Raw genomic sequence first — 24,682 nt, 5'->3', positions numbered from 1 at the left:
CAAAATTAATTAATCGCGATTGGCAATTTTAGCCAACAATCTTAATAGTTCAACATACAGCCAAATTAATGTTACCATTAATCCAAATGCGCCGTACCATTCCATATATTTTGGTGCTCCCGATTGAGCTCCTTTTTCAATAAAATCAAAATCCAATACCAGGTTTAATGCTGCAATTACAACAATCACCAAACTAATACCAATGCTCATTAAACTTGAACCGTAATAGAATCCATTTCCAATTCCAAACATGTTCATGATCCAGGTTACAAGGTAGAATAACATTACACCACCAGTAGCAGCAACAATTCCTGCCTTAAATTTTTGAGTTACTTTGATTAAACCTGTTTTGTAAGCAAATAACATGGCAAACAAGACTCCGAAAGTTAAACCTACAGCTTGCATTACAATACCAGGATATGCAGCATTCATTAATGCAGAAATTCCACCTAAAAATAAACCTTCGAACAATGCATAAAAAGGTGCGGTATAAGGTGATGCTTTTGGTTTAAACACAGTTATCAATGCCAATATTAAGCCTCCAATTGCTCCTCCGATCATCCAAGGATAAACCGATGAAGTAATTTCGCCAGTACTTGTTACAGAAACCATTCCCCAAGTGAAACTTGCAGCAGCTACTACAAAAAACAGCAACATTGCAATTTTATTCACCGTACCATTAATGGTCATCGTCTCACCATAAACTTCTGCTCTTGAAGTTTGAAATATTTTCTCACTTAATACTGGATTAGAACTCTTTGTTAATGCCATATATTTTAGTTATTTATCTACAATAATTTTATACTTATGATATAATTTAGAGCTTCAAATTTACTCTGTTTAATTCTGATTTCCTATATTTTTAGCCCATAAGCATCTTAAATATTCTTAAAATAAACTACAATTCAATCTCGTATTGCAAATCATCCCATACTTCCTGCCAATTTTCATCCTTGGCACGTAAGTCGTGAACCTTATCGCAAATTGTATCCGCTATCTCTTTGTTAACGCGAACCATTTTACCCAAACTTCTTTTCAATTGATTTCTCAGATAATATTCATCAATATTGCTTGGAATCATTTCTACAAATTTGAACAAATCGTTTACTTTCACCTCGTCCTTTTTCATTGCCAGGCGACCAGAAATGATCACTGCGCACAATACCCTTCGGTAATTTTCTGATTGTAGCCATTCAGGTATCAATTCATAAACATTTGGCATATTCATGAACAAATTCATGCTTACCTGCTCTATCAGCTCATTGGAATCCATTTCATCGAACCAACGATTGATTTGATCCTCATTCACCTTTTCAGGTTCCTCCAACAAGCTGGCCAAAATTTTTGTTTCGCGAAATGCTTTTGTCCAAAGTTTATGTGCCAGCAAATGATCTTTTGAATACCCACCTGCCAACTCTCGTAGGTTAACGATTGTTGCCCCTAATGATTTCTGATAGTTCAAACCATATTTTTTCATCTCATGATGGGTTTCACCATTGCGTAAAATTTGAACTTTTTTAAATATTTCTTGAAAAACAGCTTCTGTTTCCTTATCGTCGATAAAAAATTCCATTTTTTTTAATTTGTTAACTGCCTACAAAGGTAGACTTTATAATTCTTTGGGAATATTTTTTCCATTTTTATTTGGATGATATGTCAGGATTTCTCTATATTTGCACCGCTAACGCGAAAATGGTGGATGTAGCTCAGTTGGTTAGAGCGCTGGATTGTGGTTCCAGAGGTCGCCGGTTCGACCCCGGTCTTTCACCCTACTTATTTTTTATTACATTACATGGTGGATGTAGCTCAGTTGGTTAGAGCGCTGGATTGTGGTTCCAGAGGTCGCCGGTTCGACCCCGGTCTTTCACCCTAAAAGAAAAGCAAGTTCTATTTGAGCTTGCTTTTTTTGCTTTCTTATTTTTCACTTCTCTGCTTTAACAGATCTCTAATTTCAGTAAGCAACTCTATATCTTTGGGTGTAGCAATCGTTTCATCTTGCACATCCTCCCCTTTTCGCCTGATGTTATTAATCACCTTTACCACTGCAAAAATGACCAAAGCAATAATGAGAAAATCCAAAGTAACCTGAATAAAGTTCCCATATTTCAATTCCACCAATTCCTGTATGATTTCTCCATTGGAATCCAACTGTTTTTCTTGCAAAACAATGCTAAGCGTCTGAAAATTGACCTTTCCAATTACCATACTAAATGTTGGCAATAGCACATCATTCACCAGCGATGATACAATTTTATTGAAAGCAACCCCTATAATGATTCCAATAGCCATATCGAACATATTACCTTTAATGGCAAATTCTTTAAACTCCTTTAGTATCTTCATTTCAATTTCATTAAGATCTTTATTCGCAGTTTATAAGATATGAATATATTTCCTAATTATTGCTGATATACTCAAAACTAATAAGCCATAAGTGATCGAATAAACTCTTCTATATTTTGGGTAAAGAGCGAAATTGAGAATGGGGTAAATTTCATAAAATCAAAGAATAAATCATATTATATTGTTAAAACTTGAAAGCCATTGTAAGTTAAGTACACAAACGGATTGCACAAATTATTGATCGATAAAACGCCCTTATCATTCTATTAACTAACCACTAATCAAACGAATAAGCCAAAGAAAATACATTGGAATATCGGGCGATGGATTGATCGCCAACATCGGTTAATGCATAATCCAATCGGAAATTCTTGTAGTTGATTCCCAGGCCCAAGTTGGGTTGAAAGGTCCAGCTTTTGCTGTTGTCGAAATCTGTTTCTTCCTGAAAATTATTTACCCCTGCACGCAGGAAAATGAACTTTTTAAAAGAAGCTTCTATTCCCATGTGTGGATCGATACTTATGGGATCGCCCTGTACCAATACATTTCGTTTGCCATCGAAAGTAAGATCGGTATTGAACTCGGCCAATAGGGCAAACTTTTCAGACAATTGAAACTCCCTGCTTACACCCAAAATCAGTTTTGGCAAAGTTAGCTCGGTTGAATTCTCCGGTATTTCGTTGCCGGTTACCGCAAACACCTCTTCCAACTGATCGGTTTTAAACACCCATGAATTGAAAGTACTTGTGGCATCGCGCAAAAGTGCTCCAAATTTCCATGAGGATGTGCTGTAGTTTGCTGCCAAATCGATACCAAATCCATAAGCCGAAGCAAAATCGCCGGTATGGCGGTAAATTAGTTTTACATTCCCCCCTACATCTAATCCTTTGATCCCCGTTTCTCTGGCATAAGAAATCAGTAAGGCATAATCGGCAGAGGTAAAAGTTGTAATGCGGTCGTAACGCAGGTTTCCATCCTTATCGATTAGTTCCAAAGTGTTCGGGATATCATCTACCCCAAAACGGATAAAACTGAAAGCTATGGCACTTTCTTTATTTAGTTTTACAGCCAATCCAGCATAATCGTAGGCCGATAATCCACCAAAATACTCGGCATGCATGGCTGCCACATCGTATTTATTATTGATTTTAACCAATGAGGCTGGATTCCAATAGGCCGCTTCAACATTCGATTGAGAGGCAACACTGGCATTTCCCATGGCAAAAGATCGGGCACCAACTCCTATGGAAAGGAATTCGTTACTGTAGGTAGGAGCCGAAGTTTGCGCCATCGATAATGCACAAAATCCTAATAGTAAAAAGAGTGTGAGTAATACTCGCATATTGTACAATTCTAGAATCGTAAAAATAACATGCTTTTTTTAATCTGTAGCATAATTGGGGTGTAAATAAGCAGAATCGAAAAATTCACTTATTTTTGTGAGTCTAGAAACAAAACAGAAAGCATGAGCATTGTAAAACACATCCCAAACACCATTACCTGTTTAAATTTATTTTCGGGCTGCACAGCAAGTTTACTGGCCGTTGAAGGTCATTTGGAATTGGCTGCTGCCTTTGTACTAATTGCAGCTGTATTCGATTTTTGCGATGGACTATCTGCCAGATTATTGAAAGCATATTCTCCAATGGGTAAGGAATTGGATTCTCTTGCTGATATGGTAAGCTTTGGTTTTACACCTGGAATTATTGCTTTAGCATATTTAAAATATGCCGTTTTAGGTGATGTTCATGCAGATTTTAATCCAGCTGAACTGGACGCATCTCAAATTGCCATTCTTTTGTCGGCTTTTCTTATTCCTGTTTTCTCTGGATTAAGGTTGGCAAAATTTAATATTGACACTCGACAGACAGAATCATTTATTGGTGTTAACACACCTACAAATGCCATGTTTTGGGCATCTATTCCATTGGTGCTATATTATGGCGATTATCCTTTTTTACAAGAGTGGCTAAGCAATCCTCTGTATATTATCATTGCCATTGTAATCACATCTTTACTATTGGTTTCAGAAATACCAATGTTTGCCTTAAAAGTGAAAAACCTAAGTTGGCAGGATAACAAAATCAGATACTTGTTTTTAATGAGTTTGGTTTTATTGGCTGTATTGGTAAAGTGGCTTGTAATTCCACTTGTAATTTTTGTTTACATCTTGTTTTCGATAATTGATAATCTTACGAAGAAGAAATAAAAAACCATATAATTAAAAACGCCGCAAATTATCTTTGCGGCGTTTTTAATTTTTAGTCTTTTTTCTGTTATTGGTTGTATTCTGATTCCTCTATTGGCTCTTCATTCTTCTTAAAATAATTTTCGAAATATCGATATGCCAACCATACGATTAAAATAGCAGCTATAAACAATCCGATTCTCCCTGTAGTTTCTAGTCCTATTATCTCTGTCCATGTAGTCGCATCGGGATTCGATTTGCTAAGGAAAAAAGCCGTTCCATTATTTACAGCATGAATAAGCATACAAAGTACAAGCGATTTTGTTTTCCAGTATAGATACCCCATTACAATCCCTATTGAAAAAGCTACTACAAATTGCCATGGATTAAAATGTATAATCCCAAAAAATACTGCCGACCAAATAATTGCTTTCCAAGGATTATAGTTTTTCAGTAATCCATCCAGCACAATTCCTCTCATTAATAACTCTTCTAAAATAGGTGCTGCTATAGCTACTGTTACAAATCCCCAAATATTGTCCTGCATCATGTTCTTAAATAAATCCATTAACCACTCTGGAGCAGGAACCCAACTTATGATTTCAACATTTATTACCAACATGCTTAATGTTACAATTACCACCATAGGCAGAATTACCAAAGGGAATGGATTAAATGCAATAATGCTTTCATTCTTAGGATTTTTCTTTTTAAAACTTAAAGCAATAAAAATCATTATTCCTAATGGAACAACATAACTAACAAAACTCATTGGGCCTTGCAAAGTATCTCCCAACGCAATTTGTATTAATCCAGCTGGTATACCATACCCAATCATAACTAGCAATAAAATTCCAATTATCCCCCATGATTGCTTAATGCTTGGGTATGCCAATTTTTCCGTCGTAACAGCCTCTTGCTGCTGTGTGTTCATTTCTTCCATTTTATTTTTCTGATAATGTATTGTTCTTTTGAATTACTACCTGTTGCTTTATGGAGGATAGCATATGAGTAAATAACTCTCTCAACTCTCGGTAATACTCTTTACTGAATTGTGTTTTCTTAATCTCAAATAGAGTTCTCATTTGCAAAACATTTCCCTGGTTTTGAGTTGTAATCAAATATTTTCCAAATCCATTTGATAGTCTTATGACTTTTGATTTTGGAGCATCCTCAACACGATAGTCCTTCGGAAGTTTAAGGTTGATCAGAATCGATTGATACCGATAATAATTAAAATCAATGCGATACTGTCTATCCTCTTTTATAAATGGATTTTCTGTAATAACATTAGGGAATGGCTCAAAATAGATCATATCGCTTTCGAAATCCATGTCGGTCATCGGCAGTTTACATGTAATTTCCAAAGGCTTGCTTACCTTATCAACATTTACGATTTGAACTGAATCTTTATTCAATTCTACTTCCGATTCATCAACCATGGCTTTCAGAAATTCTTCCAAGCCATATTTCTTGATCGATTTCCTTGATTTTTCCGCATAATAACCACTCTCTATAATTTTAAACATACAGCTTGGTTCATCTTTATTTGTAAAATCATAGTTTAAAACCAAATGTTGGCGAGATTTTGTAAAGGCCAATACTTTTTCCCAACGCACTTTATTTTTTTCAATCACCAAAGCAAAATAATTCAAGTCTTTTTCTCCCAATAACTGATATGGTCTATGAAGCGAAGTAGCATTTAAAAATAGCTTCTTTCCAAATATTTCCACATAGGCTAAAGCCTGATTGAACTGACTCATCAAAGGATAGCTCTTTTGTAAAAGTCCTAAGTTATTGGTGCGAGTTAAAGCAGGTTCGGCCTTTATTCCAGCTTCTCTTAAAAGCAAAACCAACAGGTAATTTATTTCAGAATTTGATGCTACCTTTTCTTCTAAAATCCTTGGAGCAGTTTTTTTAGGGTATAAACGATACTCTCCATCCCACTTTACATGAGTTCGAACATAGTCATATATCTTCTCTAGTTTTTCCCAATTGTTTTCACCTCCAACTAAGATTTGATCCACAATTTTTCTAGCATAAGCTTTTCTACCAAAAAAATCGAATGCTTCTAAATATTCGCGGGCCAATTTATCCCATGTCGATTTTACTGTAACAAATTCAATACCTCCAGCTATTCCATCGGCATTTTTATAGTATCCCGTTAATTGAAAACGAATTTGCTCAACAAAATCCATATAGTTATTCACATACGGCTCTTCTTTTATCGAACTTAAATTGGTTAATATCCACTCATTACTGGTTACCGATGGATATTTTGCTCTTAACCTTTGTCCAAAACTCACCTGGTTGTACCTAAATGAATCTGGAATATTTGCCTTTATGGAACTATATAATGTTGGAATATCATTTTGAAAATACCAAGTATCCAGATAAGAGTAAAAATTGGAAACTAGCGCATATTTATATTCTATTATTGACCCTACCTTTACATTTGGCATTCCAAATCGCACAGCTCCGTAGCTTTCATTCAAATCAACATCGAAAACTGATTTTCCATCCAAATCAGTTACTTCTTTGCCTTTATTCTCATCAAAATTTATGGTATGTCCCTTGACTGAAGTGATTTTTTCCAATCCATCTTTTCGCCAATATGGAAGTTCTACATTGGCTTTATCCAAACCTTCTTCCTTAAGAATTTTAATTCTTACATGATGATGGTAAATGATTGATCTATAACTCACATCAACCACGCAGGTTTTGCTTAAAATAACGGCAACCGCATCCGTTTCGTAAGAGCATTCTGACAATAAGATTTCATCTTTTGAGAATTTCCCATACTTTATTCCTTTCGCATGAGAACAATAACCCACCAACAACAGGCAGGTTATAAGTAGGTAAGATTTAACTAAGATTTTCATAAGGTGATTTTTTGATCACCTTAAACTAAATAAAATAACAAACTTTATGAACATATATCCACAAAGAATGATTAAACCATAATAATATAGATTCTGTAAAAATAAAAAAAGCTGTTACTAGTACTTTAATTTACTTTCTATTCATTACTTCATTCTGTCTAAGAATGGCTTCTTTGTGAATCATTCTTAGCAATTGCGTTGTAAACTTCTCTGATAACCCCAAACTTTTTGCAAGATCAACACCACGCTCTCGAACCTTTTCCCATCGCTGAAGTTGAAGAATTGTCATATTCTTTTCCTTTTTGTATTCGCCTATCTCTTCAACAATATTCATTCGCTGCGCAAGCAATTCAATCAATTGTGCATCTACCGAGTCAATTTGACTTCTAAATTTTACAAGCTGGTCAATCTCCTCATCTCCCACTACATGTAATCTACAAACCAAACCTCTCAATAATTCATTCAAATCTTCAGGTGTCAGTTGTTGATCGGCATCACTTAATGCTTCTTCAGGACAAATATGACTTTCTATCATCAAGCCATCCATATTTAAATCCATCGCCTTCTGAGCCATTTCGTGGATGTATTTCCTACTTCCTGCGATATGACTTGGATCGCAAATAATAGGCAAATTATGAAAGCGAGATTTTAATTCAATAGGAATCTCCCATTTGGGGATATTACGTAGTATGGTTTTTTCAAATGGATAAAAGCCTCGATGAATTGCTGCAAGCTTTGAGATTCCTGCTTTATTTATGCGCTCTAAAGCACCAATCCAAAGGTTGATATCTGGATTAATGGGATTTTTAACCATTACTGGTATATTCATCCCTTGCAACGCACTTGCCAATTCCTGAACGGAAAATGGATTTGATGTTGTTCGTGCACCAACCCACAAAATATCAACATTGTGGCGCAAACACATTTCAACATGTTTTGGCGATGCCACCTCTACCATGGTTAACAGTCCAGTTTCTTGCTTTACGGTATTCAGCCACTGCAATGCATCCACACCTCTACCTTCGAAAGAATTTGGCCTGGTTCTAGGTTTCCAAACTCCTGCTCGAAATATCTGCACCTGTTCTGTAGCGCTTAAAGCCTTTGCTGTTGATACCAATTGCTCTTCAGACTCTGCACTACAAGGTCCACTAATTACTATTGGATGTGTATCCAATTTCTTACTGAACCAATTATGTATAGGTTTGATATTATCCAATCCACTCATATCTTAAAAATTAGGATGCACAAAAATACATTTTTAGTTGATATCTTAAAACACATATAAAATAATCGGCAATCATTAAACGATTGCCGATCAAATTATCTTACTCTTCAAGCTTCGATTCAAACTTTTTTAAAGCATATCTTACAGCTTTATAACTTACATATATTAAGAGTGGCCATGTAAGAAGCCATATTATTGATGATAAATACATGATTCTCTATTTTTAGTACAAATGATCTTCATTTCTTAATTCTTCCAAGTCTAATTTTTTATTGTTGATAGCTCTCCAAGCCCAAACAATATAAGCTATTACAAAAGGAACCATTAAGGATACATAGCTCATTGCCGTTAAAGTGTAATGAGATGACGATGCATTCTGAATGGTTAATGAAGATTGCAAATCAGCATTAGATGGATAAAAAGCCGTATGATTAAATCCTGCCAACAAGAAAAGCGCAAATACTACCAGAATTGTTCCTCCGCCGGTAAACCAAATTCCTTTGGTATATTTTTCTGCTAAATATGATTTAATTAGGCCAAACAACACCAAAACAACACCTGCAAGGAATAAAATCAGCACCAATGGCATTGCCAAAAAGTTGTGTAGGTATTTGTATGCTTCCATACTTACGGTTCCAGTTTCTGCATCAACCGCAAAACCATCCATAAACAATAAGCGAATGGCAAAAAATAAGAAAACCACTAAAAATGGAATTCCACAATACAACAATTGCTTTTTCGATCGATTAAAAATTGCGTCATGCTCTATACTATTCATGAAATACAAGCTTCCCAACAAACGCGCCAAAAAGAAAACCGTTAAGCCCAAAGCTACATTGTGTAGGTTTAAAACGGCCTCCAATCCACCATAAGGATTTGCCCATTTTGATTGGTTCAATTCATTAACGGTAAATTCTGCTCCATTAAAGAAAGTTCCTACGGCAGTGCCAATTAAAATTGTTCCCAGCAAACCGTTGATAAACAAAAACACCTCGAAAGTTTTTGCTCCCCAAACATTTGATGGTTTGGAACGAAACTCGTATGCTACTGCCTGAATGATAAAACAAAATAGAATGGCCATCCATACCCAATAGGCACCTCCAAAAGAGGTAGAATAAAACAATGGGAATGATGCAAACATTGCTCCTCCGAATGTAACCAGGGTGGTAAATGTAAACTCCCATTTTCTTCCCAAAGCATTAATCAAAAGAGTTCGTTCTTCGTCAGATTTTCCCAATCTGTATATTAACGTTTGGCCTCCTTGAACGAACATTAAAAAGACTAAAATACTTCCTAAAAGTGAGTCAATCACCCACCAATATTGTTGTAATGCTAAATGTGATAAATTTTCAAACATGATTAATGCCCTCCATGATTTGGTCCAAGTTTTATTTGTTTCAACATGATTTTAATCTCAGCAATTAAAAGCCCTGTGAAAACAATCAAAAACAAAAAGAAAGTGATCTGAACAGATTTTGTATCAATATTTGATACTGCAGTTAGTGTAGGCATCAAATCTTGAATTACCCATGGCTGACGTCCCATTTCTGCAACAATCCACCCACTTTGTGATGCTACATAAGCCAATGGAATACTCCAAATCGCAGATCGTAAAAACCATTTTTTACTAACAATTGATTCTTTATAAACGAACAATAAGGCCAATGTAAACAGCAGTAAAAACCACATTCCCAATCCTACCATGATGTGAAAGCTATAGAATGTTATCGAGATTGGAGGTACAGTGTTGTATGGATCATCAAAATAACCATAACCAAAATACTTAAAGTTCTCGTTCAGCTCTTTTAAAGAGGTTTGTGCCAAAGCATCATTCTTATCTTTCTGAGCTTGTTTATAGTTTTTTAAAGCATGAATGGCCTTGCGTCCCATTTCTATTTTGGTTGCTACCGGCGGATGAACAACTCCGTCATTATCCGTATATCCATTAATTACATCATTTACCCCAGCAACAAAGGCATCGCCATCCATATATGCCATATAAGAAAGTAAATTTGGAATCTCCAGTTTAAAACTAAAATCCATCATATTGTCATTTCCACTTTCCGAAGTAGATGACATCACTCCTAAGGCAACCAATCCTGCCCCTTTCGAACCATCATATAAACCTTCCATAGCGGCAAACTTCATTGGCTGGTCACGGACAATTTCCCGTGCTGAATTGTCCCCGGTCATTACTGTAAATAAGGAAGTAATTAAACCAAATACAGCTGCAACCACAATACTTTTCTTGGCAAAAGTCACATTCAACTTTTTCAATAAATACCATGCACTTACACCAATTACAAAAACTGCTGCTAAAGTATATGCCGATGAGATGGTATGTAAAAATTTATTAATTGCTGTTGGTGAGAAAAGAACATCCCAAAAATTTACCATTTCGTTTCTGGCAGTATCAGGATTAAATTTCATTCCTACCGGATTTTGCATCCAACCATTGGCAACCAAGATCCACAAGGCTGAAAGATTTGATCCTACCGCAACCAACCATGTAGATATCAGGTGAAACTTCTTGCTTACTTTGTTCCATCCAAAAAACATCACTGCAATGAAAGTCGACTCCATAAAAAAGGCCATAATTCCTTCTACAGCCAAAGGAGCACCAAAGATATCACCAACAAACCAGGAATAATTCGACCAGTTGGTTCCAAACTCAAATTCGAGAATAATTCCAGTAGCAACACCAATTGCAAAGTTGATTCCAAACAATGTCATCCAAAATTTTGTGATCTTTTTCCATTCTGGATTACCGGTTTTCACATAAATGGTTTCCATTATGGCTATAATGAAAGCCAAACCCAATGTCAATGGTACAAATATCCAATGATACATTGCCGTTAAAGCAAATTGAGCTCTGGACCAATCGACCAATGACATGTCGAAGTTTTCAATCATATTACTATTTTTTAGGATTAGTTAATTGTTCAATCACGTAATCACCGCGATCCTTATCGTTAGTGTATTTTGATTTCAGAAAATTTGGAAAAAAGAATAGCTTTAAAACAAAAAACATAATAAATAGTTTTAAGAATATAATCAACCACACTTGCCTACTCCAGGGTTTTTGCCCGGCAAATCCCTCGTAATAAAACATCCATATTTTTTTCAGCAACAACAGTAGTTTCATAAATAATCCGTGATTTAATGCTTTTCTAATCTTTTGTAATTCACCCCACTAATAAAAGAGCATTTTGTCTCTTATTGCTTATCAATAAACTATTCAAATGTATACTATATTCCTAAGCATTCAAGCATTCCTACATAGATACTTTTTATATTAGCATTTAAAAAATCAATAAACATTTAATAAACAGGGAATTGTACCTTGTGTGAAATTTCTCACATCTATCTACTAATCTTGATTTTAGCAATAGAACAATACAAATTTTCCATCTAAAATGGCATGAAATGAATCATTTCACTAAATATTGCTTTCTAACTTCCAAAACAATCGCATAATCCAATAATAACCACACATTCAGAATATTAGATCGAACATTAAAAAAAATGAATTAAAATAATAAAAAAGCTATGACCAATAATGAAGTCGAATAGCAACTACAGGTTTTCGATATATTTCTTTATATTTGAGTTACAACGCAAACGTTGGTGAAACATAAAAAGATTAAACAAAAAGCCTTTAAGGTCAGCAAAATCAAGAGTTATCTGTTGTTATTTAGAATGATTTTAAAGAGTTAATGTTGCACTCAATTATTCCAGTTAATTAGATGGTATAATTGACATTTTATTTGAAAACTAACCTTATATCATAATGAAAGAAGAAACATCAAACAACAGCAGAAGAAAATTCCTGAAAAGTTTTGGTATTTCAGTTGGTGCTGCAGGTGTTGTTAGTAGCTTTTCTCTAATTGGAGCAGCTAAAGCAGCAGCAAAAAAACCAGCAGAGATGGTGAATTTGCTTACACAAGACGGACAACTTGTGCAAGTAGACAAAAACCAATTGCGACCTACGGTTAATGAACCTCTTGATGAACTTCAAAAAAGAGGTCGTGAAGGTATTCCTGGTAAATCATTTGTAATGGTTATTGATCTAAGCAAGTGTCGAAATGCTCGAAAATGTATGTCGGCTTGTCAGAATCACCACCAACTAAGAGCAGATCAGCACCATATCAATGTACTTCAAATGCAGGATGCTGAGCATACAGCTCCTTACTTCATGCCTAAACCTTGTCAGCATTGCGACAATCCTCCTTGTACAAAAGTTTGTCCTGTTGATGCAACTTTCAAGCGTCAGGATGGTATCGTGCTTATCGACAACGAGAGGTGTATTGGTTGCCGATTCTGTATTGCAGCTTGCCCGTACTCTGCACGTATTTTCCAATGGACAGAACCTAAAGATTCTGAGAAGTACAAAGACCTTACTTATAATATTGAAGCCAACGTTCCTCAGAAAAAAGGTACTGTGAGCAAGTGTTTGTTTAGTGCAGACCGATTGCGTGAAGATAAACTTCCTTCATGTGTATCTGCCTGTCCGAATGGAGTATACTACTTTGGAGACAGAAATGAAGATGCCGTGACCAACGGAACTACTGGCGAAACAGTTCGTTTCTCAAAATTAATTGAAGAAAACGCTGGCTACACTTTAATGGAAGAGTTGGGTACTAAACCTCGAGTATATTACCTTCCTCCAAAAAATAGAGCCTTTGAGTTTAATGGCGACTTGTTAAATGAGGAAAATCTTCACTAAATATCAAATAAAACAATAGATAATTATTTGCCCTAAATAACTAAATCTTATGAATGACTTACCTAAACAGAAAGAAACTACTCTTTCGTTTGAAAAAATAAAAAAAGACATTCTACATCCAATGCAAAACCACAAAGGTCTTGAACTTTGGATTGTATTTTTGATCACAGTAATTAGTGTTTGCGGTTGGGCCTATTACATTCAGTTGAAAGAAGGCTTAGGTGTAACTGGAATGCGTGATTACGTTTCATGGGGATTGTACATTGCCAACTTTGTGTTCTTTGTAGCGGTTAGTTTGGTTGGAATGTTAATTTCCTCAATTTTAGGATTACTCCGAATCGACTGGATAACTCCAATCTCCAGAATTGCCGAAATCATAGCCGTTGCCTTTGTGGCGGTTGCAGGTTTGGTAATTGTTTTGGATATGGGTCGACCAGACAGAGTATTAAACGTAATGATTCATGGTCGTTTTCAGTCGCCAATTCTTTGGGATGTAACGGTAATCACTACTTATCTAACAGTAAGTGCCTTGTTGCTAATTTTACCAATGATTCCTGATTTGGCAATCTGTAAAAAAGAGCTTACTAAGGCTTCTCCAATCATGAAGAAGTTGTACAATATCCTTTCTCTAGGATATATCAATACACCAGAACAACACAAGCACCTTCATAAAATGATTCGAACTTTAATGGTTCTTATTGTTCCGATTGGTCTTGCAATTCATACAGTAACATCATGGTTGTTTGCAGCAACATTACGCAATGGTTGGGATACAACAATCTTCGGACCTTATTTCGTGGCTGGTGCATTTGTTGCAGGCTCTGCGGCTTTAATTATTGCCATGTATTTCTTTAGAGTAAACTACAGACTACAGGATTACATCACTGATTTGCAATTCGACAAGATGGGTAAGCTTTTGGTAGCTGTTTGTTTGGTGTACTTGTACTTCAACTTAAATGAATTTCTGGTTCCTGGTTATAAAATGAAAACAGGTGATGACGTTCATCTAAAGGAATTATTCTATGGAAACTGGGCAATCATGTTCTGGGCTTCTCAATTATTAGGAAATATTATTCCAATTATCCTTTTGGTGAACAAGAAATTCAGAAAACCTTTACCAATCATGATTATTTCATTATTTGTATTGGCCGGAGCTTGGTTCAAGCGTTATGTAATTGTAATTCCTACAATGCTTCATCCTCATCTGCCAATTCAAAATGTTCCTGAAAATTTTGTGCATTACTATCCTTCTGCGATCGAAATTTCAGTTACAGTTCTAAGTTTCGCATTGGTACTATTGATTATCACTGTACTATCAAAAATTTTCCCTGTTGTACCAATTGTTGAAACAGCAGAGAGCAAAGGAATTGAAGTTAAAATTGATGCCTAAACGAAAAGAATCATGAAGAATACAATTAAAAATATAGCTGCTTTGTTCCTGATTTTTGTTTTCTCAGGCTCAATTGCAAATGCTCAGGGTTGGACCGTTCCAAACTCTGCTAAAAAGAAACAAAATCCTTACGAGGCTACTTCTAAAAATATTAGTTCCGGTAAGAAAATATACAATCTACATTGTAAGTCTTGTCATGGTGATCCAACAATGGCAAACATGATTCCCTTGGCTCCTGTTGCTCCAACAGATTTGGGTTCACAAAATTTCCTGGTACAATCTGATGGAGAAATTTACTACAAGGTAAATAAGGGACAAGGTGCAATGCCTACTTTTGAGAAAACCATTAGCGATGAAGACAAATGGATGGTGATCACCTTTTTAAGATCTTTTGACAAAAACAAAAAGATGAAACAACAGGTAGCTGAAGTGAAGAATCCAGAAGTTACTGATGTTAAATTTGAATTAAACGTTAATGAAGCCGACAAAACAATGTTGGCCAAATTAAGTGGTGTTACCAAGAAAGGAAAACGTGTAGGTCTACAAGGAATCGAAATGAGTTTCTTGGTAAAAAGAAGCTTTGGATACCTTGATGTATCAGGTGAAGACCCATACACAAACGAAAGTGGAGATGTTCAAATTCAGTTTCCAAAAGATCTTCCTGGCGACAGAGAAGGACAAGTGAACATGCTTGTGAAAGTAACTGATGATGCATTCTATGGCAAACTTGAGGAAAAAAGAGTTGTAACTCTTGGTGTACCAACTGATCCTGTAAATCCACTTGATGAAAGAGCAATGTGGGGAACGAGAGCAAATGCTCCAATCTGGATTATTGTGACTTTTGTAGGTGGTGTTTTAGCAATCTGGAGTGTAATCTTCCTGGTATTGTTCCAGATGATTAAACTACCAAAATTGGCCAAAAACAAAGACTAATCTGTTTCTTCACTTTCTTCCTTTTGGGATTTTGAAGGCCTTCCCAACTTGTAAAGAAGATATCCAATACCAACTAGAAAGTGAAGAGCGGTTATCGCAACAACGATATAAATTAAACTTGAATCTGTTCTCATAGTCAGAATTTAAATTACGTTCTGCAAGATGGTAAATATGCAGCAAGAAGCAAAAAATCAAATTTGTGTGCACTGTGGCGACGACTGCGGTAAGCATCCTGTAATGTGGGATGATAAACCCTTTTGTTGCAATGGTTGTTCCACTGTATACCAGCTTTTGCATGAGAATGAATTATGTTCGTATTACGATTTTGAATCTAATCCTGGAATTAAAATCGAGAGCGGTAAATTTAAAGAGAAGTTTGCATTTCTTGAAGAAGAAGAAATTGCCAATCAACTGTATGATTTCTCCGAAGGAAATATCCGTAAACTTACATTGTACGTTCCTGCTATTCATTGTAGCTCCTGTATTTGGTTGCTCGAAAATTTAAATATTCTCAATTCGGGAGTTTTAAAGTCGGTGGTTAATTTTGTGAAGAAAGAGGTAAGCTTGACCTTCGATTCTGATCAGGTTAGCATTCGCCAGTTGGCAGAATTGCTTTCTTCCATTCACTATGTACCTGAAATTACTTTAGACAAGCTTCAACAAAAGCAAAACAAGGATGCCAACAAAAAATTGCTTTACAAAATAGGTATTGCAGGCTTTTGTTTTGGAAACATCATGCTTTTAAGTTTACCTGAATATGTTCCTGGTAGTGAATATTTGGAAACGCATTTCAAAAACTTTTTTGGAATGATGAATTTCTTCCTGGTTCTTCCGGTATTTCTGTATAGCGGTAATGATTACATGATTTCAGCTTACAAAGCAATCAAACATCGTTTTGTAAATATCGATGTACCAATTTCCTTGGGAATTATAACTTTATTCATTCAAAGTTCTTATGAAATATTCTCTGGGACTGGCGCCGGATTTATGGATTCCCTTACGGGCTTGATATTTTTCCTTCTCATTGGCAAATGGTATCAAAACAGAACTTATCAGGCTTTATCTTTCGAGAGAGATTATCGCTCCTATTTTCCAGTTGCAGTTAGTAAAATGGAAAATGGCCAAGAGGTAAGTACACCAATTGAAAAATTGAAAAAAGGCGATATCATTCTAATCAGAAATCAGGAACTGATTCCTGCAGATAGTATTCTGACCAAAGGAGATGCTCAGATTGATTATAGCTTTGTAACAGGAGAATCGAAACCTGTTTTTAAAGAAGCTGGCGATCAGATTTTTGCCGGTGGTAAACAAATGGGTAGTGCCATTGAACTGACCATCGAAAAAGATGTGGTTCAAAGCCGATTGACTCAGCTTTGGAATCAGTTTGATGAAGAAAATAGTGAGGCCTCAAAACTGAATTCATTAATTGACAGAATCAGTAAGCACTTTACTCTAATTATTATTGCCATTGCGGCATTAAGTGGAGTTTACTGGCTATTTAATGACACCAGCAAGGCCATTTTCGCATTTACATCCGTATTGATTGTAGCTTGTCCTTGTGCATTGGCATTATCTGCTCCTTTTGCTTTGGGCAATACCATGCGATTAATGGGACGATTGGGAATCTATTTGAAAGGTTCTCATGTTGTTGAGAAAATAAATTCCATTACCAGTATTGTTTTCGATAAAACCGGAACCATTACTCAGGCTGATGAAGTGAAAATTTCTTTTGAGGGCGAAAAGTTGACAGCTGAAGATTATGTAGCCGTAAAGTCTTTAACCAGACATTCAACTCATATCTTAAGTTCCTCGATTTACGATCATCTTAAAGATATTAGTCCGGAGAATGTTGAGGATTATCATGAGCTACCTTCTATGGGAATATCTGGTATGGTGAATGGACGCGAAATTAAGTTGGGTTCAGCAAAATTCATTTCAGAAGGAATTTCAGAAAGCAAATCGCTAACAACAGAAGTTTATTATTCGGTTGATGGAAATGTGAAAGGTCACTTTACTTTAAGCAATCAATACAGATCAGGTTTATCAGACTTGATTAAAAATTTATCATCGAAATATGATTTGCATGTTCTTACCGGAGATAATGATGCAGAAAGAGAAAACCTGGAAAAGATTTTCCCAGCCTCATCTAACCTTCGATACGATCAATCGCCAAATGACAAGTTGGAATATATCAACCAATTGAAAAAAGAAGGCAAAAAAGTATTGATGATTGGTGATGGATTAAACGATGCCGGAGCTTTAAAGTCAAGCGATGTGGGAATTTCAATTGCAGATGATGTTTACCATTTTTCACCTGCATGCGATGCGATTTTGGAATCCTCAAAATTCTCTGAACTGACTCGATTCTTATCGATAACAAAAAAGAGTATTTGGATTGTAAAATTAAGTTTCCTACTGTCGTTCTTGTACAATTTTGTAGGCCTTTACTTTGCCATACAAGGGATTTTATCTCCGATTGTAGCAGCATTGTTAATGCCAATTAGTTCCGTTTCGATTGTAGCTTTTACAACTATTACTACCAACTTAATCGCAAAAAATAAAGAATCAGAAAATAAAATTACAAACAATAAAAATATAGAGCAGAAAGACTTTGTATCAGCAAAATCTGTTCAACTAAATTAATTAACATGAGTGTTTTGTTCGTTTTAATCGGTGTGAGTATGCTAGTTGCGGGAGGATTCCTAATTGGATTTCTATGGGCCGTTAAAAAAGGGCAATACGATGACTCCTACTCTCCTTCAGTAAGAATTTTATTCGAAGACAAAGAGAAGAAGGCAGAAGAATTATTAGATCTAGAAAATACAGCTAAGAAGAACCATAAATCTTAATTTAATGGAAACACAACATTTTTCGTACGATAACAAAATCGTTAAATATTTTGCCTACGCAACTATTATTTGGGGTGTAGTCGGAATGTTGGTGGGGTTATTGGCAGCCTTGCAGCTTGCTTTCCCTGTTTTTAATTTTAATTTAGAATACACCACTTTCGGACGTATTCGTCCAATTCACACCAATGCGGTAATTTTCGCATTTGTTGGAAATGGTATTTTTGCCGCAGTTTACTATTCGTTGCAGCGATTGCTAAAAGCCAGAATGTTTAGCGATAAACTAAGCTGGGTTCACTTTTGGGGATGGCAGGCAATTATTGTTTCTGCAGCCATTACTTTTGTGCTGGGTATTACTACCAGTAAAGAGTATGCCGAATTGGAATGGCCAATCGACATCGCAATTACCATTATTTGGGTGGTATTTGGATGGAACATGTTTGGTACAATTCTAAGACGTAGAGCTGATCACCTATATGTTTCCATTTGGTTCTACATTGCAACTTTTGTTACCGTTGCAGTGCTTCACATTGGTAACTCAATCGAGCTTCCTTATAGTTGGATTCAGTCATACCCAGTTTATGCTGGTGTTCAGGATGCTTTGGTACAATGGTGGTACGGACACAATGCTGTAGCATTCTTCCTAACTACTCCTTATTTGGGATTGATGTACTACTTCTTGCCTAAAGCCGCAAATCGTCCGGTATATTCATACCGTTTATCGATTATTCACTTCTGGGCATTGGTATTCCTTTATATCTGGGCTGGTCCTCACCACTTGTTATATACTGCACTTCCTGATTGGGCTCAATCACTAGGAGTAGTATTCTCAATCATGTTGATTGCTCCATCGTGGGGTGGTATGTTCAATGGATTGCTTACGCTTCGCGGTGCTTGGGATAAAGTTCGCGATAGTGCAACCTTGAAATTTATGGTGGTTGCCGTAACTGCTTACGGTATGTCAACTTTCGAAGGTCCAATGATGTCATTAAAATGGGTGAACTCATTAACACACTATACCGACTGGACAATTGCTCACGTTCACATTGGAGCAATGGGTTGGAATGGATTCTTAACTTTTGGTATGCTTTACTACCTATTCCCAAAAATGTGGAAGACCAAGTTGTATTCAGAAAAATTGGCAAATGCTCATTTCTGGATGGGAACTTTAGGTATGATTTTCTATGCATTGCCATTGTACTGGGGAGCTGTAGTTCAAACCCTCATGTGGAAAGAATTTACTCCTGACGGATTATTGGCTTACCCTAACTTCCTGGAAACCGTTACTCAGATTCTCCCAATGTATCACGTACGTGTACTAGGTGGATTACTATACTTTACTAGTTTGTTCTTGATGGTTTATAACCTATTTAAGACTGCTGCATCAGGTAAATGTGCAGATAATGAAGAAGCTTCGGCTCCTGCATTACATTCACCTAAGAAACGTGAAAAAGGTGAAGGCTTACACCGTTGGCTAGAGAGAAAACCTGTTCAGTTCATGGTACTTTCTACTGTGGCTATTTTAATTGGTGGTGCTTTCGAGATCATTCCAACTTACTTGATTAAATCAAATGTGCCAACCATTGAAAGTGTGAAACCATATACACCACTTGAGCTACAAGGTCGTGATATTTATATCCGCGAAGGATGTAATACGTGTCACTCACAAATGGTTCGTCCATTCAGATCTGAAACGGAGCGTTATGGTGAGTATTCTAAAGCTGGTGAGTTTGTATACGATCATCCACATCTTTGGGGATCGAAACGTACTGGTCCGGATTTGGCTCGCTCGGGAGTACCTGGAGGTAAAATGTACAAGACCAATGTATGGCATTATAACCACATGTTGGATCCACAAAAGATGAATGCACAATCAATCATGCCGAAATATCCTTGGTTGATTAAAGATGAATTGGATATTTCATCAACCCCAGCGAAGATCAGAGCAATGACCACACTTGGAGTTCCTTACGATGAAGCTCCATATCCAGCTAATTACGATCAGGTGGCAAACGATGATTTGAAAAAACAAGCCAAAGAAATTGCTGCTGATTTGAATGCAAATGGAATTGATGTTACAAGCGACAAAGAGATTATTGCTTTGATTGCTTACCTACAGCGTTTGGGTAGAGATATATCAGTAAAAGAATAAAAAGATAAGAGGTTAAAGTTCCCTTTTAAAGAGGGGACTTTTAACACCTCATCTAAAATCTAAGAAATATGAAATTAGTTAGTCATTACTTACAAGGCATATCAGATGTGGGATTCTTTCCAAGCATCTCATTACTGATTTTCTTCCTGTTTTTTGCAGGAATGGTTTGGTGGGCTTTTAAGAAAAGTAACAAGGCCTATTTCGTTCAAATGGAAAGCTATGCTCTTGATGAAGATGATATGGATTCTTCTGAAATAAATAATAATTGACCCTAAATCTATACCAATGGATAACGATAAATATATTGAAGAAAACAAGCACTTGATTAGCGATCACGACTACGATGGTATCAAAGAATTGAATAATCCAATGCCAACATGGTGGCGGTACCTATTCTATGCAACCATTGTTTTTTCGGCAGTTTACATTTTCCGCTATCATGTATTCGGAGATGATTTACAGATTGCAGAATACAATAAGGAAATGGCCCTGGCAGAAGCAAACAAACCAAAACCTAAGTTTGATGAAAATGCATTGGTTTTAATGACGGATGCAGACAATCTTGCCAAAGGAAAAGAAATCTACGACAAGAACTGTATTGCATGTCACGGTGCAGTTGGAGAAGGAAATGCGATTGGACCGAACCTTACTGACAAATACTGGCTAAACGGAGGTTCTTTGCAGGATGTTTACCAAATTATTAAGGTGGGTAAGCCTCTAAAAGGAATGTTAGCCTGGCAAAACCAACTTTCACCAGAACAAATGCTACAAGTTGCTAGCTACACCATGAGCTTACAAGGAACTAATCCTCCTAATGCAAGAGAAGCTCAAGGCGAACTGGTAGAATAATAAATCATATAAAAGAGTCATCAGAGACCCCTGATAGACTCTTTTGCTTTTTAGATTACAACAACAAACAAAACAATGGCTCCTGAAAATCCTTACAACACTTATCGTGATCAGTTGGCAACACTGAATGATAGTGGAAAAAGAAAATGGGTTTACGCCCAGAAACCTAAAGGTAAACTTTATAACTATAGAAATATTGTAAGCTATACATTACTTGCGTTAATGTTCGGCTTACCATTTGTAAAAGTTGGTGGCGAGCCTTTGTTTCTTTTAAATGTTCTGGAGCGAAAGTTTATTCTGTTTGGTGTAAGATTCTGGCCTCAGGATTTCCACATCTTTCTTTTTTCGATGATTACTCTATTTGTTTTCATCGTATTTTTCACAGTTAGCTACGGTAGAATTTGGTGTGGATGGACCTGTCCGCAAACTGTTTTCATGGAGTTCATCTTTCGAAAAATAGAATACTTAATCGAAGGGTCACATCAGGAACAAAGAAAACTAGATGCTCAATCCTTTAACTTTGAAAAGTTCTGGAAGAAAGGCTTGAAGGCAATTCTATTTTATGCTATCTGCTTTCTTATCACAAATACATTTCTGAGCTATATCATTGGAATAGATGAATTATGGAAAATCATAAACGATCCGATTTCTGAACACAAAGTTGGATTTACCATAGCACTTGCATTCTCAGGTGTAATGTACTTTGTATTTGCAAAATTACGCGAACAAGTGTGTTCAATGATTTGTCCTTACGGCAGATTGCAGGGTGTTTTATTAGATTCCAATACCATTGTTGTAGCCTACGACTATAAACGTGGTGAGGAACGCGCTCCACTTGAGGCCGGTGAAGATCGTGAAGCCGAAGGCAAAGGTGATTGCATAGATTGCTATCAATGCGTTGATGTTTGTCCAACCGGAATAGATGTTCGTGATGGAACACAATTGGAATGTATCAACTGTACTGCCTGTATTGATGAATGTAATTCGGTAATGGAATGGGTCGGAAAACCTAAAGGTTTGATTCGTTTCGATTCTGAGAAAAATATCGCCGAAGGCAAGAAGAACAATTGGCCAATTCGTAAAATTGCTTATACAATAGTACTTACAGCATTAATCGGTGTTGTGATAGGATTGTTTGCCTCAAGAAGCGATTTGGAAGCAATTATTCTGCGTACGCCTGGCTTAATGTTCCAGCAGCAAGACAATGGTAAAATCAGTAATATGTATAACTTTAAGGTGGTGAACAAAACTACCGAAGAAATGCCAATTCACTTTAAAATTATGGATCACGAAGGTGAGATTAAGGTAATTGGTGAAGAATTAAAAGCTGATGCAAGCTCAATAAGAGAAGGTGTATTTTTTGCCATTCTCCCTAAGTCGGAAATTAAAGGCGATAAAGTACCAATTAACATTGGAGTATATGCAGATCAGAAATTAATTGAAGAGGTGGAATTAACTTTTGTTGGGCCAAATTAATGGACTGATAAATATATAGAGAGTTATAAGATGAAGAAATTGAATTGGGGAACAAAACTGGGAATCATGGCATCGATATACGTTATTGGTGTATTGATTTTTGTTGGATTTAGTACTACTCAAAAGATAAATCTGGTATCGAAGGATTATTATCCTACTGGGGTGAAGCATCAGGATAAAATCAATAAAATTAAAAATGCACAGCAGTTAGAAAACCCTATTAGAATTGAACAGGTAGGAGAAAATATTGAAATCACATTTCCTGCCAATATGAAATCTGGTGTAGAAGGTGATATTATTGTGTACCGACCTGCCGATTACGATTTAGACTTAAAATACAAGTTAGCCCTAAACGATAGTGGCGTTTATGTTTTAAACACAAACAAGTTGCTTAAAGGCAGATACACTATTAAATTAGATTGGGTTCATAATAAAATTCCTTACTACAAGGAAGAGGCGATTTATTTGAGTAAATAAAAAATTTAACCACTAAGGTTAACTAAGTTTAACACAAAGGAAAGCTATACTAATCAAATTCATTGTAGGTTTATAAAATCAAACTTTCTAAGTGAAAATTACTTAGTGTTACTTTGTGAAAGTACTTTGAGATTACTTCGTGGTAAAAAACTTGAAAATGGTATATATATCAGCATTAACACTAGGACTTTTAGGCAGCTTCCACTGTGTTGGAATGTGCGGTCCTATAGCATTGGCAATTCCATTAAAAACAGATTCGTGGTTAGCCAGAATCTTTGGTGGCGTTTTATACAATTTAGGTAGAGCAATTACCTATGCGGTAATGGGAGCGGTATTCGGACTTCTGGGGCGCGGATTGGTGATGAGCGGCTTTCAGCAATGGGTATCCATCATTATGGGAGCCATCATGATTCTTTCGGTAATCACACCATCTATCTATAAAAATAGATTCAATGCCGATAAAGGAGTATTCTCATTCGTAGGCAAATTAAAAATGTCATTGGGAAAACTGTTTGCTCAGCGAAGCTATGGCTCATTGTTAATGATTGGATTATTAAATGGTTTATTGCCTTGTGGATTGGTATACTTTGCCATTGCAGGTGCTATCGCAACTGGTTCTTCTGTTAGCGGTAGTCTGTTCATGTTTATATTCGGACTGGGAACTTTACCAATGCTTTTGGCAATTTCTCTTATCGGAAACATGATTACACTGGAACTGCGCAAAAAAATAACCAAACTGATTCCGTATGCAATTGTTTTTATTGGCGTGCTATTCATTCTTCGTGGATTAAGCCTGGGAATTCCATATTTAAGTCCGCCAGAAAAAGCCATGACAGTGCCTGTTGAAGAAGCTCAACAAGAAAAGCCTTCTTGTTGTCATTAAACAAGCTAGTGCCTCAATGTAATATATTTGGCATGCATAAAGACTTCTGGTGCCTGGGGTAAACCAATTCAATGTTAGGGAGCCATATTAAATGACTTTCATTTGGCTTACCCTGACAGATGTAAGTACATTAAATTTAAATAAGGTTTATACAAAATTTGAGACACTAGTCTGAAATATGCCAGCAACAAAGAGTAAGCTTAAAGAAATAGGCAGGATGTCTTCCCCTGAAATAGCTTGACACAAAAAGTCAAGAGCATGAAGAAAGGAAAAGAAGCCATGTTAACCGATAACATGCAGGGATTTATTCAA

General features: G+C 36.2%; 22 protein-coding genes and 2 tRNA genes. 14 read left to right on the top strand and 10 right to left on the bottom strand.

All coding sequences use genetic code 11. The features are described from left to right. Window positions 1-9 precede the first annotated feature (9 nt). Window positions 10-771, bottom strand: coding sequence for a Bax inhibitor-1/YccA family protein (locus M0051_RS16430; RefSeq protein ID WP_110361086.1), 762 nt, complete (start codon window positions 769-771; stop codon window positions 10-12). A gap of 127 nt (window positions 772-898) precedes the next feature. After that, on the bottom strand, window positions 899-1,573 hold the full coding sequence (locus tag M0051_RS16425) for a DNA alkylation repair protein (protein ID WP_306742603.1): 675 nt from the start codon (window positions 1,571-1,573) through the stop codon (window positions 899-901). A gap of 121 nt (window positions 1,574-1,694) precedes the next feature. Between M0051_RS16425 and M0051_RS16420 the strand changes: the two genes are divergently transcribed. Both M0051_RS16420 and M0051_RS16415 read left to right on the top strand, forming a co-directional pair. Next, window positions 1,695-1,770, top strand: a tRNA-His gene (locus tag M0051_RS16420). 24 nt (window positions 1,771-1,794) lie between these two features. Then, window positions 1,795-1,870, top strand: a tRNA-His gene (locus M0051_RS16415). A gap of 44 nt (window positions 1,871-1,914) precedes the next feature. On the opposite strand, the gene mscL is transcribed toward M0051_RS16415, so the two are convergent. Continuing rightward, the gene (gene mscL, locus M0051_RS16410; RefSeq protein WP_306742602.1) at window positions 1,915-2,343 is read right to left on the bottom strand and encodes a large-conductance mechanosensitive channel protein MscL; all 429 of its coding nucleotides are present in this window, start codon (window positions 2,341-2,343) and stop codon (window positions 1,915-1,917) included. A 277-nt stretch (window positions 2,344-2,620) separates the two neighbouring features. Then, on the bottom strand, window positions 2,621-3,685 hold the full coding sequence (locus M0051_RS16405; RefSeq protein WP_306742601.1) for a PorV/PorQ family protein: 1,065 nt from the start codon (window positions 3,683-3,685) through the stop codon (window positions 2,621-2,623). A 123-nt stretch (window positions 3,686-3,808) separates the two neighbouring features. Between M0051_RS16405 and M0051_RS16400 the strand changes: the two genes are divergently transcribed. Beyond that, window positions 3,809-4,552, top strand: a complete 744-nt coding sequence (locus M0051_RS16400) for a phosphatidylcholine/phosphatidylserine synthase (protein ID WP_306742600.1) — start codon at window positions 3,809-3,811, stop codon at window positions 4,550-4,552. Window positions 4,553-4,619: 67 nt separating this feature from the next. On the opposite strand, the gene M0051_RS16395 is transcribed toward M0051_RS16400, so the two are convergent. The 6 genes from M0051_RS16395 to M0051_RS16370 form a co-directional block, all read right to left on the bottom strand. Then, the gene (locus tag M0051_RS16395; protein WP_306742599.1) at window positions 4,620-5,465 is read right to left on the bottom strand and encodes a CPBP family intramembrane glutamic endopeptidase; all 846 of its coding nucleotides are present in this window, start codon (window positions 5,463-5,465) and stop codon (window positions 4,620-4,622) included. 10 nt (window positions 5,466-5,475) lie between these two features. Next, window positions 5,476-7,413 (bottom strand): DUF3857 and transglutaminase domain-containing protein, encoded by a 1,938-nt coding sequence (locus M0051_RS16390; RefSeq protein ID WP_306742598.1) that lies wholly within the window; start codon window positions 7,411-7,413, stop codon window positions 5,476-5,478. 130 nt (window positions 7,414-7,543) lie between these two features. Beyond that, window positions 7,544-8,638, bottom strand: a complete 1,095-nt coding sequence (locus tag M0051_RS16385) for a chorismate mutase (protein WP_306742597.1) — start codon at window positions 8,636-8,638, stop codon at window positions 7,544-7,546. Window positions 8,639-8,861: 223 nt separating this feature from the next. After that, window positions 8,862-9,995, bottom strand: a complete 1,134-nt coding sequence (gene cydB, locus M0051_RS16380) for a cytochrome d ubiquinol oxidase subunit II (protein WP_306742596.1) — start codon at window positions 9,993-9,995, stop codon at window positions 8,862-8,864. Window positions 9,996-9,997: 2 nt separating this feature from the next. Next, window positions 9,998-11,551 (bottom strand): cytochrome ubiquinol oxidase subunit I, encoded by a 1,554-nt coding sequence (locus tag M0051_RS16375; RefSeq protein ID WP_306742595.1) that lies wholly within the window; start codon window positions 11,549-11,551, stop codon window positions 9,998-10,000. A gap of 4 nt (window positions 11,552-11,555) precedes the next feature. Beyond that, window positions 11,556-11,750, bottom strand: a complete 195-nt coding sequence (locus M0051_RS16370) for a DUF4492 domain-containing protein (protein ID WP_306742642.1) — start codon at window positions 11,748-11,750, stop codon at window positions 11,556-11,558. A 678-nt stretch (window positions 11,751-12,428) separates the two neighbouring features. On the opposite strand from M0051_RS16370, the gene M0051_RS16365 reads away from it, so the two are divergent. From M0051_RS16365 to M0051_RS16315, 11 genes are all read left to right on the top strand, one after another. After that, complete coding sequence (locus M0051_RS16365; RefSeq protein WP_306742594.1) at window positions 12,429-13,364, top strand: 4Fe-4S dicluster domain-containing protein; 936 nt, start codon at window positions 12,429-12,431, stop codon at window positions 13,362-13,364. A gap of 49 nt (window positions 13,365-13,413) precedes the next feature. Beyond that, on the top strand, window positions 13,414-14,754 hold the full coding sequence (gene nrfD, locus M0051_RS16360) for an NrfD/PsrC family molybdoenzyme membrane anchor subunit (protein ID WP_306742593.1): 1,341 nt from the start codon (window positions 13,414-13,416) through the stop codon (window positions 14,752-14,754). A gap of 12 nt (window positions 14,755-14,766) precedes the next feature. Continuing rightward, window positions 14,767-15,687, top strand: coding sequence for a cytochrome c (locus M0051_RS16355; protein WP_306742592.1), 921 nt, complete (start codon window positions 14,767-14,769; stop codon window positions 15,685-15,687). Between the two features lie 171 nt (window positions 15,688-15,858). Beyond that, window positions 15,859-18,330 (top strand): heavy metal translocating P-type ATPase metal-binding domain-containing protein, encoded by a 2,472-nt coding sequence (locus tag M0051_RS16350; RefSeq protein WP_306742591.1) that lies wholly within the window; start codon window positions 15,859-15,861, stop codon window positions 18,328-18,330. Between the two features lie 5 nt (window positions 18,331-18,335). Then, window positions 18,336-18,536: a cbb3-type cytochrome oxidase assembly protein CcoS gene (gene ccoS, locus M0051_RS16345; protein WP_054717010.1), complete on the top strand. Its 201-nt coding sequence runs from the start codon at window positions 18,336-18,338 to the stop codon at window positions 18,534-18,536. Between the two features lie 4 nt (window positions 18,537-18,540). Then, complete coding sequence (gene ccoN / locus M0051_RS16340; RefSeq protein ID WP_306742590.1) at window positions 18,541-20,685, top strand: cytochrome-c oxidase, cbb3-type subunit I; 2,145 nt, start codon at window positions 18,541-18,543, stop codon at window positions 20,683-20,685. A 68-nt stretch (window positions 20,686-20,753) separates the two neighbouring features. Then, the gene (locus M0051_RS16335; RefSeq protein WP_120238477.1) at window positions 20,754-20,954 is read left to right on the top strand and encodes a CcoQ/FixQ family Cbb3-type cytochrome c oxidase assembly chaperone; all 201 of its coding nucleotides are present in this window, start codon (window positions 20,754-20,756) and stop codon (window positions 20,952-20,954) included. Window positions 20,955-20,970: 16 nt separating this feature from the next. Continuing rightward, on the top strand, window positions 20,971-21,534 hold the full coding sequence (locus M0051_RS16330; RefSeq protein WP_306742589.1) for a cbb3-type cytochrome c oxidase N-terminal domain-containing protein: 564 nt from the start codon (window positions 20,971-20,973) through the stop codon (window positions 21,532-21,534). Window positions 21,535-21,609: 75 nt separating this feature from the next. Further along, complete coding sequence (gene ccoG, locus M0051_RS16325; protein WP_306742588.1) at window positions 21,610-23,010, top strand: cytochrome c oxidase accessory protein CcoG; 1,401 nt, start codon at window positions 21,610-21,612, stop codon at window positions 23,008-23,010. A gap of 30 nt (window positions 23,011-23,040) precedes the next feature. After that, entirely contained in the window at window positions 23,041-23,487 is a 447-nt protein-coding gene (locus tag M0051_RS16320) for a FixH family protein (RefSeq protein WP_306742587.1), read from the top strand. Between the two features lie 157 nt (window positions 23,488-23,644). Further along, on the top strand, window positions 23,645-24,370 hold the full coding sequence (locus M0051_RS16315; RefSeq protein WP_306742586.1) for a sulfite exporter TauE/SafE family protein: 726 nt from the start codon (window positions 23,645-23,647) through the stop codon (window positions 24,368-24,370). Window positions 24,371-24,682 lie beyond the last annotated feature (312 nt).

The sequence above is a fragment of the Marinifilum sp. D714 genome, from assembly GCF_030851345.1.
In the GTDB taxonomy this organism is placed as follows: Bacteria; Bacteroidota; Bacteroidia; order Bacteroidales; family Marinifilaceae; genus Marinifilum.
Note: the sequence above shows the minus strand (reverse complement) of the source record. Positions and strands in the feature narration are given on the sequence as shown.

Bases quoted from the DNA above. Each gene is read 5' to 3' on its own strand.
- cydB (WP_306742596.1), bottom strand. From the start codon at position 9,995: ATGTTTGAAAATTTATCACATTTAGCATTACAACAATATTGGTGGGTG.
- M0051_RS16390 (WP_306742598.1), bottom strand. From the start codon at position 7,413: ATGAAAATCTTAGTTAAATCTTACCTACTTATAACCTGCCTGTTGTTG.
- mscL (WP_306742602.1), bottom strand. From the start codon at position 2,343: ATGAAGATACTAAAGGAGTTTAAAGAATTTGCCATTAAAGGTAATATG.
- ccoS (WP_054717010.1), top strand. From the start codon at position 18,336: ATGAGTGTTTTGTTCGTTTTAATCGGTGTGAGTATGCTAGTTGCGGGA.
- M0051_RS16400 (WP_306742600.1), top strand. From the start codon at position 3,809: ATGAGCATTGTAAAACACATCCCAAACACCATTACCTGTTTAAATTTA.
- M0051_RS16370 (WP_306742642.1), bottom strand. From the start codon at position 11,750: ATGTTTTATTACGAGGGATTTGCCGGGCAAAAACCCTGGAGTAGGCAA.
- M0051_RS16365 (WP_306742594.1), top strand. From the start codon at position 12,429: ATGAAAGAAGAAACATCAAACAACAGCAGAAGAAAATTCCTGAAAAGT.
- M0051_RS16315 (WP_306742586.1), top strand. From the start codon at position 23,645: ATGGTATATATATCAGCATTAACACTAGGACTTTTAGGCAGCTTCCAC.
- M0051_RS16320 (WP_306742587.1), top strand. From the start codon at position 23,041: ATGAAGAAATTGAATTGGGGAACAAAACTGGGAATCATGGCATCGATA.
- M0051_RS16385 (WP_306742597.1), bottom strand. From the start codon at position 8,638: ATGAGTGGATTGGATAATATCAAACCTATACATAATTGGTTCAGTAAG.
- nrfD (WP_306742593.1), top strand. From the start codon at position 13,414: ATGAATGACTTACCTAAACAGAAAGAAACTACTCTTTCGTTTGAAAAA.
- M0051_RS16335 (WP_120238477.1), top strand. From the start codon at position 20,754: ATGAAATTAGTTAGTCATTACTTACAAGGCATATCAGATGTGGGATTC.
- M0051_RS16355 (WP_306742592.1), top strand. From the start codon at position 14,767: ATGAAGAATACAATTAAAAATATAGCTGCTTTGTTCCTGATTTTTGTT.
- M0051_RS16405 (WP_306742601.1), bottom strand. From the start codon at position 3,685: ATGCGAGTATTACTCACACTCTTTTTACTATTAGGATTTTGTGCATTA.
- M0051_RS16430 (WP_110361086.1), bottom strand. From the start codon at position 771: ATGGCATTAACAAAGAGTTCTAATCCAGTATTAAGTGAGAAAATATTT.
- ccoN (WP_306742590.1), top strand. From the start codon at position 18,541: ATGGAAACACAACATTTTTCGTACGATAACAAAATCGTTAAATATTTT.
- M0051_RS16375 (WP_306742595.1), bottom strand. From the start codon at position 11,551: ATGATTGAAAACTTCGACATGTCATTGGTCGATTGGTCCAGAGCTCAA.
- M0051_RS16425 (WP_306742603.1), bottom strand. From the start codon at position 1,573: ATGGAATTTTTTATCGACGATAAGGAAACAGAAGCTGTTTTTCAAGAA.
- M0051_RS16395 (WP_306742599.1), bottom strand. From the start codon at position 5,465: ATGAACACACAGCAGCAAGAGGCTGTTACGACGGAAAAATTGGCATAC.
- M0051_RS16350 (WP_306742591.1), top strand. From the start codon at position 15,859: ATGCAGCAAGAAGCAAAAAATCAAATTTGTGTGCACTGTGGCGACGAC.
- ccoG (WP_306742588.1), top strand. From the start codon at position 21,610: ATGGCTCCTGAAAATCCTTACAACACTTATCGTGATCAGTTGGCAACA.
- M0051_RS16330 (WP_306742589.1), top strand. From the start codon at position 20,971: ATGGATAACGATAAATATATTGAAGAAAACAAGCACTTGATTAGCGAT.